General features: G+C 63.6%; 17 protein-coding genes. 4 read left to right on the plus strand and 13 right to left on the minus strand.

Annotation, left to right across the window (positions count from 1 at the left end):
• Positions 1 to 26: 26 nt before the first annotated feature.
• Positions 27 to 1,463 carry a 23S rRNA (uracil(1939)-C(5))-methyltransferase RlmD gene (rlmD, locus tag ACGLHS_RS02145; RefSeq protein WP_394476433.1) on the plus strand — a complete coding sequence of 479 codons (1,437 nt, stop codon included), beginning with the start codon at positions 27 to 29 and terminating at the stop codon, positions 1,461 to 1,463.
• 48 nt (positions 1,464 to 1,511) lie between these two features.
• Here the strand turns inward: rlmD and ACGLHS_RS02150 are convergent, their stop codons facing one another.
• Positions 1,512 to 2,213: a Bax inhibitor-1/YccA family protein gene (locus ACGLHS_RS02150; protein WP_093236986.1), complete on the minus strand. Its 702-nt coding sequence runs from the start codon at positions 2,211 to 2,213 to the stop codon at positions 1,512 to 1,514.
• A gap of 163 nt (positions 2,214 to 2,376) precedes the next feature.
• Between ACGLHS_RS02150 and ACGLHS_RS02155 the strand changes: the two genes are divergently transcribed.
• Positions 2,377 to 2,784 (plus strand): heme-binding protein, encoded by a 408-nt coding sequence (locus tag ACGLHS_RS02155; protein ID WP_093236987.1) that lies wholly within the window; start codon positions 2,377 to 2,379, stop codon positions 2,782 to 2,784.
• Positions 2,785 to 2,963: 179 nt separating this feature from the next.
• Here the strand turns inward: ACGLHS_RS02155 and hemP are convergent, their stop codons facing one another.
• From hemP to bfr, 12 genes are all read right to left on the minus strand, one after another.
• The gene (gene hemP, locus ACGLHS_RS02160) at positions 2,964 to 3,176 is read right to left on the minus strand and encodes a hemin uptake protein HemP (protein ID WP_056520696.1); all 213 of its coding nucleotides are present in this window, start codon (positions 3,174 to 3,176) and stop codon (positions 2,964 to 2,966) included.
• Positions 3,177 to 3,270: 94 nt separating this feature from the next.
• Positions 3,271 to 3,684: an ExbD/TolR family protein gene (locus ACGLHS_RS02165; RefSeq protein WP_394476436.1), complete on the minus strand. Its 414-nt coding sequence runs from the start codon at positions 3,682 to 3,684 to the stop codon at positions 3,271 to 3,273.
• Positions 3,685 to 3,689: 5 nt separating this feature from the next.
• Positions 3,690 to 4,406, minus strand: a complete 717-nt coding sequence (locus ACGLHS_RS02170; RefSeq protein WP_093236989.1) for a MotA/TolQ/ExbB proton channel family protein — start codon at positions 4,404 to 4,406, stop codon at positions 3,690 to 3,692.
• Positions 4,407 to 4,428: 22 nt separating this feature from the next.
• Entirely contained in the window at positions 4,429 to 5,136 is a 708-nt protein-coding gene (locus tag ACGLHS_RS02175; RefSeq protein WP_394476438.1) for an energy transducer TonB, read from the minus strand.
• An 83-nt stretch (positions 5,137 to 5,219) separates the two neighbouring features.
• A complete protein-coding gene (locus ACGLHS_RS02180) occupies positions 5,220 to 5,492 on the minus strand; it encodes a bacterioferritin-associated ferredoxin (RefSeq protein ID WP_394476440.1) in 273 nt (90 codons plus the stop codon).
• Positions 5,493 to 5,606: 114 nt separating this feature from the next.
• Complete coding sequence (locus ACGLHS_RS02185; RefSeq protein WP_394476442.1) at positions 5,607 to 6,287, minus strand: Fe2+-dependent dioxygenase; 681 nt, start codon at positions 6,285 to 6,287, stop codon at positions 5,607 to 5,609.
• 74 nt (positions 6,288 to 6,361) lie between these two features.
• On the minus strand, positions 6,362 to 7,729 hold the full coding sequence (locus tag ACGLHS_RS02190) for a sulfite reductase subunit alpha (protein WP_394476444.1): 1,368 nt from the start codon (positions 7,727 to 7,729) through the stop codon (positions 6,362 to 6,364).
• The gene (locus ACGLHS_RS02195; RefSeq protein WP_394476446.1) at positions 7,726 to 8,733 is read right to left on the minus strand and encodes an FAD:protein FMN transferase; all 1,008 of its coding nucleotides are present in this window, start codon (positions 8,731 to 8,733) and stop codon (positions 7,726 to 7,728) included. Before ACGLHS_RS02195 ends, ACGLHS_RS02190 begins: the two co-directional genes overlap by 4 nt.
• A gap of 13 nt (positions 8,734 to 8,746) precedes the next feature.
• On the minus strand, positions 8,747 to 9,556 hold the full coding sequence (locus tag ACGLHS_RS02200; RefSeq protein ID WP_394476448.1) for a DUF4198 domain-containing protein: 810 nt from the start codon (positions 9,554 to 9,556) through the stop codon (positions 8,747 to 8,749).
• Between the two features lie 55 nt (positions 9,557 to 9,611).
• Positions 9,612 to 10,112: a DUF2271 domain-containing protein gene (locus ACGLHS_RS02205; RefSeq protein ID WP_394478147.1), complete on the minus strand. Its 501-nt coding sequence runs from the start codon at positions 10,110 to 10,112 to the stop codon at positions 9,612 to 9,614.
• Positions 10,113 to 10,176: 64 nt separating this feature from the next.
• Positions 10,177 to 10,821: a PepSY-associated TM helix domain-containing protein gene (locus tag ACGLHS_RS02210; protein ID WP_394476450.1), complete on the minus strand. Its 645-nt coding sequence runs from the start codon at positions 10,819 to 10,821 to the stop codon at positions 10,177 to 10,179.
• Positions 10,822 to 10,956: 135 nt separating this feature from the next.
• Positions 10,957 to 11,433 (minus strand): bacterioferritin, encoded by a 477-nt coding sequence (gene bfr / locus ACGLHS_RS02215; protein ID WP_081270476.1) that lies wholly within the window; start codon positions 11,431 to 11,433, stop codon positions 10,957 to 10,959.
• A 259-nt stretch (positions 11,434 to 11,692) separates the two neighbouring features.
• Between bfr and ahpC the strand changes: the two genes are divergently transcribed.
• On the plus strand, positions 11,693 to 12,256 hold the full coding sequence (ahpC, locus tag ACGLHS_RS02220) for an alkyl hydroperoxide reductase subunit C (RefSeq protein ID WP_028258851.1): 564 nt from the start codon (positions 11,693 to 11,695) through the stop codon (positions 12,254 to 12,256).
• A 91-nt stretch (positions 12,257 to 12,347) separates the two neighbouring features.
• A complete protein-coding gene (ahpF, locus tag ACGLHS_RS02225) occupies positions 12,348 to 13,904 on the plus strand; it encodes an alkyl hydroperoxide reductase subunit F (RefSeq protein ID WP_394476453.1) in 1,557 nt (518 codons plus the stop codon).
• Positions 13,905 to 14,023: the final 119 nt, after the last annotated feature.

The raw sequence follows: 14,023 nt of genomic DNA on the forward strand, positions 1-14,023 counted from the left end.
TCCGGCGGCGCTGAGACAATCGGGGGATGACGGAACCCATCGAAGAAAAGAAAACCCCCACGAATCCCGGCGACGAATGGCTGCAGGTCGAGTCGCTCGACCTCGACGCGCAAGGCGTTGCGCACAAGGCAGACGGCATGGTCGTCTTCATCGAGGGCGCATTGCCTTTCGAGGAAGTGCAGTTCAACGTCCATCGCCGCAAGAACAACTGGGAGCAAGGCACGGTCACGACCATCCGGCGTGAATCGTCCCAACGCGTGCGCCCGGGCTGCCCGCATTTCGGCCTCCATACGGGCGCATGCGGCGGCTGCAAGATGCAGCACCTGGATCCGGCGGCACAGGTGGCCGTGAAGCAGCGTGCGCTGGAAGACAACCTGTGGCATCTGGGCAAGGTGCGCCCCGAGAACCTGCTGCGGCCGCTTGAGGGCCCGGCATGGCATTACCGCTACCGTGCGCGGCTGTCGGTGCGTCACGTGGTCAAGAAGGGCACGGTGCTGATCGGTTTTCACGAGCGCAAGAGCCGCTACCTTGCCGATATGCAGGTGTGCCCGGTGCTGCCGAAGCAGGTCAGCGAAATGCTGATGCCGCTGCGCGCGTTGATCGGCTCGATGGATGCACGCGAGACCTGCCCGCAGATCGAACTGGCCTGTGGCGACGCGCCGGGCTCCACGGCGCTCGGCACGATCGCGCTGGTGCTTCGGCACCTGGAGCCGCTGTCGCACGCGGACATCGATCGGCTGAAGGCTTTTGCAGCAAGCAACGAGGGCGTCCAGTGGTGGTTGCAAGCCAAGGGGCCGGAAACGGTCAAGCTGCTGGAAGAGGGCGGCACGCCCCTGGCCTACCGGCTGCCTGAGTTCGGCGTCACCATGCCCTTCAAGCCGACCGATTTCACGCAGGTCAATCCGCATATCAACCGAGCGCTGGTGGGCAAGGCGCTGCGCCTGCTGGACGTGCAGCCCGAAGAGCGGGTGATCGACTGGTTCTGCGGGCTCGGCAACTTCACGCTGCCTCTGGCAAGCAAGGCGCGTGAAGTGCTGGGTATCGAGGGCAGCGACACGCTGGTGGCGCGCGCGACCGACAACTTCAAGAAAAATCAGCCGGCAACGACCGCTCGACGCGCGCTGTCGGCTACCAAATTCGTAGCGCGCAACCTGTTCGAAATGACGCCGGCCATGCTGGTCGCGGATGGCAGCGCCGACAAATGGCTGGTTGACCCGCCGCGCGAAGGCGCTTTTGCGCTTGCCAAGGCCATGGCCGACCTTCATCAGCAGCCCGAGTTGCGCACCGATGGCTGGACGCCGCCGAAGCGCATCGTGTACGTGAGTTGCAATCCGTCGACGCTGGCGCGCGATGCCGGGTTGCTGGTGCATCAGGCCGGCTACCGCTGCACCTTCGCAGGGGTGGTCAACATGTTCCCGCACACGGCGCACGTCGAGTCGATCGCGGTGTTCGAGCTGGAATGAAAAAAGGCCCCTCGGGGCCTTTTCTTTTGGTGGACGAAGGAGGCGCGTTCAGTCGCGCTCGCCGCCGAAGATGCCCAGCAGCGCCAGCAGGCTCTGGAAGACATTGAACAGGTCAAGGTAGAGCGCCAGCGTGGCGGTGATGTAGTTGGTTTCACCGCCATCCATGATCTGCTTCAGGTCATAGAGCATGTAGGCCGAGAAGATGCCGATGGCAGCCACCGAGATGACCAGCATGCCGGTGCTCGAGCCGACGAAGACGTTGATGATGGCGCCGAACATCAGCACCAGCGCACCGACGAACAGGAACTTGCCCATGCCCGACAGGTCGCGCTTGATGACGGTGGCCAGCGTAGCCATCACGAAGAACACGCCGGCGGTGCCGCCGAAGGCCGTCATGATGAGTTCGGAGCCATTCTTGAAGCCGAGCACCATCGCGATCAGGCGCGACAGCATCAGGCCCATGAAGAAGGTGAATGCCAGCAGCACCGGCACCCCGGCGGCGGAATTCTTCGTCTTCTCGATGGCGAACATGAAGCCGAAGGCGCCGCCCAGGAAGACCATGAGGCCGAGCCCGCCGGTCAGCGAGCGTGTCATGCCGGTGCTGACGCCGACCCAGGCGCCCAGGACGGTAGGCAGCAGGCTCAGCGCGAGCAGCCAGTAGGTATTGCGCAGTACGCGTTGGCGCTCAGCCTGCGGCAGCGCCTGGCCGTAGCCGGTGGAAGTGTCGAGGATGGTGACGCGGTCGTTCATGGCCGGAGCTCCTATGGTTGCTGCTGAAGCAGTTGGGCGCATTCTAGGGGTCTGCAAGAGCAGGGTATCGGAAAGACCGCAGCAGGGGTGTTGCAGCGCGCTGCAGGCACCTCTGGCAGCATGGCCGTTATGCTGTCGGGTTTTTACGCAACCTGAGCTCACCATGAAGACCAAATCATTCCTCGAACTCGCCGACGTCAAGGCCATTGCCGCAGCGGCCGAAGCCGAGGCTCTCAAGAACAACTGGGCCGTGACCATTGCCATCTCGGACGATGCCGGCAACCTGCTGTGGCTGCAGCGCCTCGACGGCGCCGCGGCGCTTTCTTCGCACATTGCTCCCGCCAAGGCGCACACGGCGGCCATGGGTCGCCGTGAAAGCAAGGTCTATGAAGACATCATCAACGGCGGCCGCACGGCATTCCTGACGGCGCCTGCGGTGCAAGGGCTGCTCGAAGGCGGCGTGCCGATCGTGAAAGACGGCCACGTGATCGGCGCGGTCGGCGTGAGCGGCGTGAAGTCGAACGAAGACGCGCAGATCGCCAAGGCGGGCATCGCCGCTCTCGGCCTCTGAGCTTTACGGCACACAAAGCAAAACGCCGACCTGAAGGTCGGCGTTTTTTGTTTGGCGTTCAGCGTGAAAAAAAGCTTGGCTAGTCGGCGAACCGTTGGCTAGCAAAAAACGACCCTTCGGAGATAGATCTCCTTGAGTCGCCCCACGATGAAACTTGCGCGAGGGGCGGGCTGAATGACCTACTTGGTCAGGATCAGCTTGCCGAGTTTGGTGGCTTGAAGCCGATAAAGCGAACCGTTGTGCATGATGCCCACGGTCTTGCTTCCCTTGAGAAGCTCCGTGCTTTCGACCATCGGCGCCGGACGCGTTGCCTGGATGGACGCATGACCACCACCCGATTGGTCGAGCGAAGGATGGTTCAGGACAGAAAAGGCATTCGGTGTGGCTGGCATCTGGAGTTCCCTTATCGAAGCGATGAGTGAATGATAATGATTCTCAATAAAAAGTCAATCGACGCGATCAACTTTTTTTTGATTGCAGTTCAAATCACTTCGCGTCGGGTTCCGTGATGAAGCCGATCTTGCGCACGCCGGCTTCACGGGCTTCAGACATGGCCTTGGCCACGCGCTCGTAACGCACCGCCTTGTCGCCGCGGATGTGCAGCTCGGGCTGTGGTTCCTTTGCGGCTTCGGCAGCAAGCCGGCCCGGCAATTCGCTGTCTTCGATCTTCTGTTCGTTCCAGTAGTAGGTGCCGTCGGCCGTAACGCTGAACAGGATGTTCTGCGGCTTCGGCTGCTCCGGCTCGCTGGTGGCGCGCGGCAGGTCGATGTTGACCGCGTGCTTCATCACCGGCACGGTGATGATGAAGATGATCAGGAGCACCAGCATGACGTCGACCAGTGGCGTCATGTTGATCTCGTTCATCACCTCATCGGGTTCGTCTTGCGTTCCGAAAGCCATGATGCTCAGCCCTTCTTGAGCGGAACCACGACAGCCTCGCCGCTGCCGCTTTGGACGCGGGCACCGGTCACGAAGTAGGCGTGCAGGTCATGCGCGAAGCTGTTGAGCTTGGTCAGCACGAACTTGTTGCCGCGAACCAGGGCGTTGTAGCCCAGCACCGCGGGAATGGCCACCGCCAGGCCCAGTGCCGTCATGATCAGCGCTTCGCCGATCGGGCCTGCCACCTTGTCGATGGTGGCCTGGCCGGCCGAACCGATGCTCATGAGCGCGTGGTAGATGCCCCAGACCGTGCCGAACAGGCCGATGAAGGGTGCGGTCGAGCCGACCGAAGCCAGGATCGCGAGCCCGGTCTGCAGGCGTGCGGTGAACGCGTCGATGCCGTTGCGCAGCGAGCGCGTGATCCAGTCGCTCACGTCGAGCGCATCGTGCAGATGGGCCTTGGTGTTGCGGTGATGCGCGGCGGCTTCGCGGCCTTCGAGTGCCAGGGCGCGGAAGGGGTTGCTGTCGTCCTTGCCGAGCTTGTTGAGCGCAGTGGCGAAGTCTTCGCTGTGCCAGAAGTCCTGCGAGTGCTTCGCAAGGCGCTTGTACTTGATGACGTCGAGGGCCTTGATGATGATCACGATCCACGAAGCGAGCGACATGCCGATCAACAGCACCGCAACGGCCTTGGTGACGAAGTCGCCCTGATTCCAGACGTTCATCAAGCCAAATTGGGAATCCATACGAAGTTGCTCCAGAGAAAAATTAGTTCAGAACGTAGTTGACGGGGGCGTCATAGGACATGGCCTGGACCACACCGTTGACCTTGCCGGGCACGAACCGGCATTTCATGATGTATTCCACCGCCGCCTCGTCGAGGCGATCGAAGCCGCTGGACTTCTTGACCTCGGCGCTCTTGGGCAGCCCGTCGGCACCAACGAGCACTCGAACGATCACCTTGCCCTGTTCACCGAGCCGCTTGCTCATGGCGGGGTAGGTTGCCTTGGGGTTTTGCAGATAGTCGGCGTTGCTCGATGGCAACTGCACGGCGGGTGGTGCGGGCGGCGCCGGCGGGGGAGCCGGAGGCGCTGGCGGAGCGGGCGGTGCCGGTGGCGTCGCCGGAGGTGGTGGCTCCGTCGTTCCGACCGGCGCCTGGGGCGCCGGCGTGGGCTTGGGCTCGCGAATGGCCTGGGGCCGCGGGGGCGGCGGTGCCTTGCTGACCTTGGGTTGGGGCGGCGGAGGTGGTGGGGGCGGATCGACCTTGGGCTTTGGCGGCTCGACGAACTGGCTCAGTATCTCGACCGGAATCACCACTTCGGCGGCGCGGCGCAGCAATCCGCTCTGTAACGCCCAGAGCGCGGCTGCGTGAAAAAGAATGACGCTGCCGGCAATGACAGCATTGCGCGAGAGGCCCAGAACGGAGGGAGGGGGGGCAAAGCGGTCAGACACGATCAACCATTCGAGTGCGGGCACGACGGAACGTACCCCGATTGCAGCAAAACCGCTACGACAACGTTACTTGCGAAAAATCCACCAGACCGACCCTGCGACCAGGATCAGGCTGCCGCCGAGTGCCGAGACGAGTTCCATGCCTTGCTTTCCTTGATGGAGTTGGCAAGCTGGATCGCTCTCGGCGCCGATTCGCAATGCAGCGCGGCGACCGGGTGCGAAGCGCTGCACTGCGCGACGATATCGCGCGCACAACCTTCACACTGTCCACACTGGGTGGCCACGCCAAGTTCGAATTGGACTTCGTCGAAAGTCATGCCGGCGCGCACGTGACGTGCGATTTCACGGTCGGAGACTCGGCGGCAGACGCAAACGATCATGGCTGTGAAAGCGGCAGTTGGCTGGCTGTTGGATGTGGCTCATTATAAATAAGAATTCATCGCATTTGCAATAACTATGGTGTTACCGATCTATTCCAGCGCCGAAGCCGCTGGCTAGACCTCGGACCAGAGTCGCAACAAATTGTGATAGTGCCCCGTCAGCGCCACGGTTTCTTCGCATTCACCCAGGCGGGCGCGCAGCTTCTGGATGTTCTGGTCGAGCTCGAACAGCATGCTGCGCTGTTGGTCGTTGCGCACCATGCTCTGCAGCCAGAAGAACGAGCACACGCGTGCCCCGCGGGTCACCGGATGGACGCGATGCAGGCTGCTGGCCGGATAAAGAATGAGGTCGCCGGCCGGAAGCTTCACTTCATGCGATCCGTAGGTGTCGATCACCTCCAGTTCGCCGCCTTCATAGTCGTCCGGATCGCACAGGAACAGCGTGCAAGACAGGTCGGTTCGCAGTTGCTGGCCGCTTCCAGGCAGCGAGCGCACCGCGCCGTCGACGTGAACACCGTAGTGTTCGCCCTCCTCGTAGCGATTGAACAGCGGCGGAACAAAGCGCGAGGGCAGCGCTGCCGAGAAAAACAGCGCGTGCCGGGCGAGTGCTGCGAGCACCACATCGCCGAGTTCGCGCCCAACAGCCGAGTGCTCCGGCAACTGGCGGTTGCGCTTGACCTGCGCGCCCTGGTCGCCGACGGTTTCCCGTCCATCGATCCAGTTCGTGGCATCGAGCGCCGCGCGCATGTCGCGCACCTGGGTGGAATTCAGCACGTCAGGCACATGCAGCATCATTTTTCAGGGACTCCGCAAAGAGAAAAGCGCCGGCGCAGGCCGGGTTTCGAGTGTCGCACCGCGTGGGGCCGTGCTCAGTAAACGTCGCGGCGATAGCGCCCGCTCGCCAGCATCTCGCCCAGAAGCGTTCCGCCGGCGACCTGGCGCAATGCCGAATCCACGCCCGACGCCATGCCTCGCAAGCTTCCACAGACATAAACGGCCGCGCCGTTGTGCAGCCATTCGAGCAGGGTGTCGGCCGACTGCAGCAGCCGGTGCTGAACGTAGAAGCGTTCTGGCTGGTCGCGCGAGAACACCATGTCGAGTCTTTGCAGCACGCCGTGGGTCTGCCAGGCCTCGATTTCTTCGCGGTACAGAAAATCGTGCGCCGCCTGGCGTTCACCGAACACCAGCCAGTTGTCGTGCCTGCCGGCGCTGGCGCGGGCACGCAGATGGGCGCGCAGCCCGGCCAGCCCGGTGCCGTTGCCAATGAGGATCAGCGGGCGAGTTTCGTTGCCGTCGAGACGAAAACCCCGGTGCGGGCGCAGTCGCAACGCCACGCTGTCGCCGACCGCGAGGGTCGATGTGAGCAGGCCCGATGCGCCGCCCAGGGTGCCGTCGGGATGCTGCGCCTGCCGGACCAACAGTTGCAGCTCGCCGTCGGCGTGCAGCGACGAAATTGAATAGTCGCGCGGATGCGCCGGGTCGCTTGCAACGGCGATCTGCGCCAAGTCGCCGGACACCCAGTGCGGCATCGCGCCGGCCAAGGGCACCAAGCCCAGATGAAAGACCGGGGCGCCAGTGCTTCCGGGGTTGAGCAGTTCGCGCGTGGCAAGCCGCCACTGCGCGAACGCCGCTGCCGGATCTTCCGCGCCGGGCTCGGCGTCCGCACTGTCGCTCCACCGGGCCTGCCATTCGGCCAGCGCGCCCGGGTCGCTGTTGTCGACTTCGATGCGCTCGAACTCGCGGGCGGCACCTGCGGCCAGCAGCCATTCGTCCAGCATGCGGCCGAAGCCGCAGAAGTTGGCGTATTGGCGGTCGCCAAGCGCCAGCACGGCGTAGCGCAGTGACTTCAGCGACAGCGGCGACCCCATCACGCGTTCGGTGAACACGCTGGCGCCGTCAGGCGCGTCGCCTTCGCCGTAGGTGCTTGCCACGAAGAGGGCGCGACGCGCAGTCCCCAAGGTCTTGGCATCGAGCGCGTTCAGTTCCATCACCTGCGCTGGCGTGCCGGCAGCACGCAGCCATCGCGCGGTTTGCCAGGCGATGGCTTCGGCCTGGCCTGTCTGGCTGGCGAACAGCACGAGGGCGGGGGGCTCGTCGCCAACGGCCGAGAGCGCCGCTGCATCGCGTGCGGTGACTGCCTTTTGCCTTCGCGCGCGAAGGTAGATCGCCGCGCACAGCGCCGCATAGGCCGCCACGGTGAAGCCCGCGCCGAGCGCGCGCCACGCAGCCTCGCTCATTCCTCGGTCTGCTCGCGCCAGGCGCGTGTGGTTCTTGCCATGGACGAAGGTTCGTCGTGACGCACGAAGAGCGCGGCGACATCGTGCCGCTCTGCAAAGTCGAAGCCTTCGTCCGGCCCCAGCACGGTCAGCACGGTGGCCAGGGCGTCGGCCTGCATGCACTCGGCGTGCAACACGGTGACGCTGGCCAGCGCGTGCGTCGTCGGCTCGCCGGTGCGCGGATCGATGGTGTGCGACCAACGACGCCCTTCGCTGGCCCGCTGATGCCAACGATCCCCTGAGGTGGCGACCGCCATGTCGGTGAGCGCGATGCGCCGTGCGGTTGCCGGCTCGCTGTCGATCTGCACTTGCCACGGCTGTCCACCGGGTCGTCGGCCGATGCCTCGCAGTTCACCCCCGACTTCAAACAGAAGATCGGCAAGGCCGAGCGCGCGCAAGGCCTCGACACCGTGATCGACCGCAAAGCCCTTGGCGATGCCCGAGAGGTCGAGCGCGATGCCGCCTGGTTGCAACAGCGAGCCTTCCGCCGCATCGAAAGCCAGCCGTTGCCATCCGGTGCGCGCACGCGCGTCGGCGACGGCGCCCGCCGCAGGCAAACCGCCGTCTTGTGCCTCGGGGCCGAAGCCCCAGCAGGCCACCAGCGGGCCGACCGTCGGATCGATGGCGCCATCGCTGGCTTCCGCCCACCGAAGGGCGCAAGCCATGACTTCGGCGAACTCCGGCGGCAAGACGTGGCGCGATCCGGCGGGTGCGCGGTTGAAGCGGCTGATGTTCGAATCCACCTCCCAGTGACTCATCTGCGCGACCACGCGGCCGAGCGCGGTGTCGACCGCTTCGCGCACTTGCGCGAGCGGCAACATCCGCGGGTTGTCGAAGCGCAACGACCAGGTGGTGCCCATGGTCTGCCCGCCCAACTGCTGCAGGCTGGCGGGATCGGCGCGACGTGGGACGGCGGCGTTGGCGTAACCGCCGGCGCGCCAAGTGGTGCTGAACGAAAGGCCCAAGGCAGGCGCCGTGTCAGGGCATCACTTCAAGGGTGGCCGCGTAGCTCAGGCGGCGCTCCTTGGCTTGCGGCAACGTGGTCTTGTTGTCCTTGGTGGTGGCTTCGAGCCAGTACATGCCGGCCGTTGGCCAAGTGACGCTGAACTGGCCCTTGTCGTCGGTCTTGAGCGTGACCTCTTCGAGCTTGTCGCGGTACTGCGTGTTGCCGGCCGTCACGGTCACTTCGAGGCCCTTGGCGGGCTGGCCGTCGAGGTGGAGCGCGAAGGTGGCCTTCTCGCCCTTGACCAGGTCGGTCGGGCTGCCGTTGGCAATCAGCTCGAGGCCCTGGCCGATGGGCTTGAGCGTCGAGGGCTTGCCAACCGTCACGAAGGTCTCGATGCGGCCGGACGATTGCGTGATCGTGAGTTCTTGCGCGTCAGCCGGGATCTCCTTGGACAGGGTTTCCGGGGTGCCGCGCGCACGCTTGTTCTGGCCCGTGGCCTTGTCTTTCCAGCTTGCGAACGCACCGCCGTTGACCACCGCGACGCGGTAGGTGCCCGACTGCGCGACGTTCACGTCGAACACGTTGCGGAACTTGAGCTTGGCTTCGGTCTCGGGCTTGACTGCGCTGCCGTCGGGCGCCGTGATCTGCAGGCCGTCGAGCCGCAGCGGCGCGTGGTTGGCGACGAACAGGTCGTTCGACACAGCCGCATCGACCGTGACCGTGTCGGCCTTGGAGAACACGGTGGAAGAGGGCAGCAGCCAGGCGTTGTGTGCCTGGGCGATGGAAGCGATGGCGGACAGGGCAACGGCGAAGCTGGCGGCGCGCAGGGTGAATCGGGTCATGGGAAGTCCTTGGGGTGACGGGCTGTCGATGAAGGGCGAAGCGGTTCGGTGGCGGTCAGGGCTTGAGTTCGAGCTTGATCTCGCCAAGCTCTTCCTTGCCGGAGGCGCTCGGCTGCGCAGCCGCTGTGGGAGGCCACTGGAAGGGGATGCTCACGACCTCGCGACCACCGACTTCGCGCGCGGCCTCGACCACCAGCTTGTACGCACCGGGCGCCAGCTTGGGCATGGCACCCGTACCTTCGGTGAAGCTCAACTGGTGCTTGCCGGCCGGCTTGGTCGCGCCGGTCACGCCATCGACTGGCACCGTCAGTTCACGGCCACCGCGACGCCACCACTGGCGCATGTCCTTGAGCCACTTGGTGCCTTCGCCCTCGGGGTTGTTGGTCTTGGTGCGCACGTCGTACCAGACGGCCAGCGTGCCGGCCACGGTGTTGTCGGCGCGCTCGATCCAGGTCGCCACATAGGGGCGGTGGTACTCGGAGACGTTCAGCCGGGGAATCTCGATGTTGACCGCAAGGCCCGCCGCGAAGGCGGGGGCAGCGAACAGTGCCGACATGGCAATCGGCGCGAGTGAATAGCGAGCGTGCACTTGAAACCTCTTTCCTGAATCGATCGGTCAATCAATGAATGAACAACAGCGCGAGCAGCACCGGCACGACGAGTCCCATGCCGACCATCGGCCACGTGAAGGGCCGGTTGCCCGCGTGCATCTTGAGAATGAACAGGCCGGTGATCGAGAAGACCAGCGCGGCGCCCGCGAAGATGTCGATGAACCAGCTCCAGGCCGTGCCGGTGTTGCGGCCCTTGTGCAGGTCGTTGAAATAGGAGAGCCAGCCGCGGTCGGTGCGCTCGTACTCGATCTCGCCGTCGGCCAGGTTCAGGCGCAGCCAGGCGTCGCCGCCGGGGCGGGGGAGCGAGAGATAGATTTCGTCGTCCGACCATTCAGCTTGTCGGCCGGCGGTGTCGACGTCCCAGTTCTTCTGCACCCAGTGCTGGAGCTCGGTGGGCAGGGGCGCCTTGCCTTTCTGGGCCTTGGCGACTGGCAACTGCTTTTCGAGTTGCGCGCGAAGGGATTCGTCCACCGAGCCATTCAACTTCGTGATGGCCGGCCTGGCTTCGATCTGGGCCGAGTGATTCAGCGTGAAGCCGGTGACGCTGAACAGGATCATGCCGATCAGGCAGATCGCGGAACTCACCCAGTGCCATTCGTGCAGGGTCTTGAGCCAGTAGGCACGTCGGCGGTTATCAGGGCGGGCAGCGGTCATCGAAGGCGCGGATTGTATCTGCGCAGATGAGAATGACTGCTATTTGATCCGAATGAAGTTACGTAAAGCAATAAAAAACGGGACCGAAGTCCCGTTTGTCGTTTCGCCAGTAACTGGCGCGCTGGCCAGAAGCGATTACTCGAGCTCGCCCATTTGCGATTGCAGGTAGTTCTGCAGTCCGACCTTGTCGATCAGGTCGATCTGGGTTTCGAGGAAGTCGATGTGCTCTTCGGTGTCGTCGAGGATTTCTTGGAGCAGGTCGCGCGAGACATAGTCACGCACCGATTCGCAATGCGCGATGCCGTCCTTGATCGTTGCTTGCGCGCCGGTTTCGGCACCGAGGTCGCAGCGCAGCAGTTCGGGCACGTCTTCGCCGATGTTCAGCTTGCCCAGGTCCTGCAGGTTCGGCAGGCCGTCGAGCATGAAGATGCGGTCCATCAGCTTGTCGGCGTGCTTCATCTCGCCGATCGATTCCTCGTATTCCTTCTTTGCCAGCTTGTCCAGACCCCAGTGCTTGAGCATGCGGTAGTGGAGGAAGTACTGGTTGATCGCGGTGAGCTCGTTCTTGAGCTGCGCCTGCAGATGTTCGATGACCTTGGGGTCGCCCTTCATGGTTTTTCCCTTGTTCTAAAAGCGGTGATTGTCAGAGGAGCGGACGAGCACTTGCAAGCAATCCCATGCTCCGCCGGTCTGCATGCGTGTGATGGCGATACACGTTCGCATTGAGCCGCTGCGAACCCATCGCGAACCCATCGCAAACATAGCAAGCTCCAATACTTTTAATAGCTCATGACTATTAAAAGAATGGGATTGGTAGTTATACTCATGGCTCGCAATTATTTTTTCCACCTGCAGCATCCAAGGAATCTTCATGTCCCTGATCAACACCCAAGTCCTGCCCTTCAAGACCCAGGCCTACCTCAACGGCAAGTTCATCGATGTGTCCGACGAGACGCTCAAGGGCAAGTGGTCCGTGCTGATCTTCATGCCGGCGGCTTTCACCTTCAACTGCCCGACCGAAGTCGAAGACGCGGCCGACAACTACCCCGAGTTCCAGAAGCTGGGTGCCGAGGTCTACATCGTGACCACCGACACGCACTTCTCGCACAAGGTCTGGCACGACACGTCGCCGGCCGTCGGCAAGGCCAAGTTCCCCCTGGTTGGCGACCCGACCCACACGCTGACCAACGCTTTCGGCGTGCACATCCCTGAAGAAGGCCTGGCGCTGCGCGGCACCTTCGTGATCAACCCCGAAGGCATCATCAAGACCGCCGAAGTGCACTCCAACGAAATCGCTCGCGACGTCAAGGAAACCCTGCGCAAGCTCAAGGCAGCGGTCTACACCGCCGCCCACCCGAACGAAGTCTGCCCGGCCAAGTGGAATGAAGGCGACAAGACGATCGCCCCGTCGTTCGACCTCGTCGGCAAGATCTAAGCGCTCCCGCGCGAAAGCCCGGGCGCTCACGAGGCCCCGGGCTTTTTTTGTTCCCAGTTGATAGTTTTCAGATATCGAAAGTGAGTCCGCCATGCTTGACGACAGCACCAAAGCCCAATTGAAGAGTTACCTCGAACGCGCCACGCAGCCGATCGAGATCGTCGCCTCGCTCGATGACAGCAAGGCGTCGGGCGAAATGTTGTCGCTGCTGAAGGACGTCGCTGAATCGTCCCCGCTGGTCAAGCTGACCGAAAGCCGCGACGACAACCATCGCAAGCCTTCGTTCTCGGTCAATCGCCCGAGCGAAAACCACGGCCCGCGTTTTGCCGGCCTGCCGATGGGCCATGAATTCACCTCGCTGATCCTTGCGCTGCTGCAGATCGGCGGCTACCCACCCAAGGTCGAGCAGGCCGTGCTCGACCAGATCAAGGCGCTCGACGGCGACTTCGAGTTCGAGATCTACGTCTCGCTCACTTGCCACAACTGCCCCGATGTCGTTCAGGCGCTGAACCTGATGGCCATCCAGAACCCGCGCATCCGCACCACGATGATCGAAGGCGGCACCTTCCAGGACGAAGTGAAGGAACGCCAGATCATGGCCGTGCCGACCGTGTTCCTCAACGGCACCGAGTTCGGCCAGGGCCGCATGAGCCTCGAAGAAATCCTCGCCAAGATCGACACCAGCGGCGTCGAGCGTGAAGCGAAGAAGATCGCCGGCAAGGACGCGTTCGACGTGCTGATCGTCGGTGGCGGCCCCGCCGGTGCCGCAGCCGCCGTGTACGCCGCGCGCAAGGGCATCCGCACCGGTGTTGCGTCGGAGCGCTTTGGTGGCCAGGTGCTCGACACGCTCGGCATCGAGAACTTCATCTCGATCAAGGAAACCGAAGGACCGAAGTTCGCCCACGCACTCGAAGAGCATGTGCGCGACTACGACGTCGACATCATGAATCTGCAGCGCGCCAAGGCACTCGTGCCGGGCAAGGATCTGATCGAAGTGCAGCTCGAAAGCGGTGCCTCGCTCAAGAGCAAGTCGGTCATCATTTCGACCGGCGCGCGCTGGCGCAACATCAACGTGCCCGGCGAACATGAGTTCAAGAACAAGGGCGTGGCCTATTGCCCGCACTGCGACGGCCCGCTGTTCAAGGGCAAGCGCGTGGCGGTCATCGGCGGCGGCAACTCGGGCGTCGAAGCGGCGATCGACCTGGCCGGCATCGTGGGCCATGTCACGCTGATCGAGTTCGACACGCAGCTGCGTGCCGACGCCGTGCTGCAACGCAAGCTCAAGAGCCTGAAGAACGTCGACGTGTTCACCAACGCGCAGACCACCGAGATCACCGGCGACCAGAAGGTCAACGGCCTGGTCTACAAGGACCGCGCGACGGGCGAACTGAAAAAGGTCGAGCTCGAAGGCGTGTTCATCCAGATCGGCCTCGTGCCCAACACCGACTGGCTCAAGGGCACGGTCGAGTTGTCGAAGCACGGCGAAATCATCGTCGACGCGCGTGGCCAGACCTCGGTGCCCGGCGTGTTCGCGGCCGGTGATGCAACCACGGTGCCGTTCAAGCAGATCATCATCGCGGCCGGCGACGGCGCGAAGGCGGCGCTCGGCGCGTTCGACCACCTGATCCGCACGTCGGCACCGGCCTGACGCGTGGTTTGACCCCGCGGAAGTAAGGCACAAGTTGTATCAGATGAGAATTATTCTCATACAATAAACGGCCCGGGCAAACACGCCCGCCGTTGCCAGCCAGGTCAAGCGCGCAGAGC

The sequence above is a fragment of the Variovorax sp. VaC1 genome (assembly GCF_043658315.1).
Lineage (GTDB): Bacteria > Pseudomonadota > Gammaproteobacteria > Burkholderiales > Burkholderiaceae_C > Variovorax.

Coding starts and splice junctions, on each gene's coding strand:
- rlmD (WP_394476433.1), top strand. CDS start 27: ATGACGGAACCCATCGAAGAAAAGAAAACCCCCACGAATCCCGGCGAC.
- ACGLHS_RS02150 (WP_093236986.1), bottom strand. CDS start 2,213: ATGAACGACCGCGTCACCATCCTCGACACTTCCACCGGCTACGGCCAG.
- ACGLHS_RS02155 (WP_093236987.1), top strand. CDS start 2,377: ATGAAGACCAAATCATTCCTCGAACTCGCCGACGTCAAGGCCATTGCC.
- hemP (WP_056520696.1), bottom strand. CDS start 3,176: ATGCCAGCCACACCGAATGCCTTTTCTGTCCTGAACCATCCTTCGCTC.
- ACGLHS_RS02165 (WP_394476436.1), bottom strand. CDS start 3,684: ATGGCTTTCGGAACGCAAGACGAACCCGATGAGGTGATGAACGAGATC.
- ACGLHS_RS02170 (WP_093236989.1), bottom strand. CDS start 4,406: ATGGATTCCCAATTTGGCTTGATGAACGTCTGGAATCAGGGCGACTTC.
- ACGLHS_RS02180 (WP_394476440.1), bottom strand. CDS start 5,492: ATGATCGTTTGCGTCTGCCGCCGAGTCTCCGACCGTGAAATCGCACGT.
- ACGLHS_RS02185 (WP_394476442.1), bottom strand. CDS start 6,287: ATGATGCTGCATGTGCCTGACGTGCTGAATTCCACCCAGGTGCGCGAC.
- ACGLHS_RS02190 (WP_394476444.1), bottom strand. CDS start 7,729: ATGAGCGAGGCTGCGTGGCGCGCGCTCGGCGCGGGCTTCACCGTGGCG.
- ACGLHS_RS02200 (WP_394476448.1), bottom strand. CDS start 9,556: ATGACCCGATTCACCCTGCGCGCCGCCAGCTTCGCCGTTGCCCTGTCC.
- ACGLHS_RS02205 (WP_394478147.1), bottom strand. CDS start 10,112: ATGTCGGCACTGTTCGCTGCCCCCGCCTTCGCGGCGGGCCTTGCGGTC.
- ACGLHS_RS02210 (WP_394476450.1), bottom strand. CDS start 10,821: ATGACCGCTGCCCGCCCTGATAACCGCCGACGTGCCTACTGGCTCAAG.
- bfr (WP_081270476.1), bottom strand. CDS start 11,433: ATGAAGGGCGACCCCAAGGTCATCGAACATCTGCAGGCGCAGCTCAAG.
- ahpC (WP_028258851.1), top strand. CDS start 11,693: ATGTCCCTGATCAACACCCAAGTCCTGCCCTTCAAGACCCAGGCCTAC.
- ahpF (WP_394476453.1), top strand. CDS start 12,348: ATGCTTGACGACAGCACCAAAGCCCAATTGAAGAGTTACCTCGAACGC.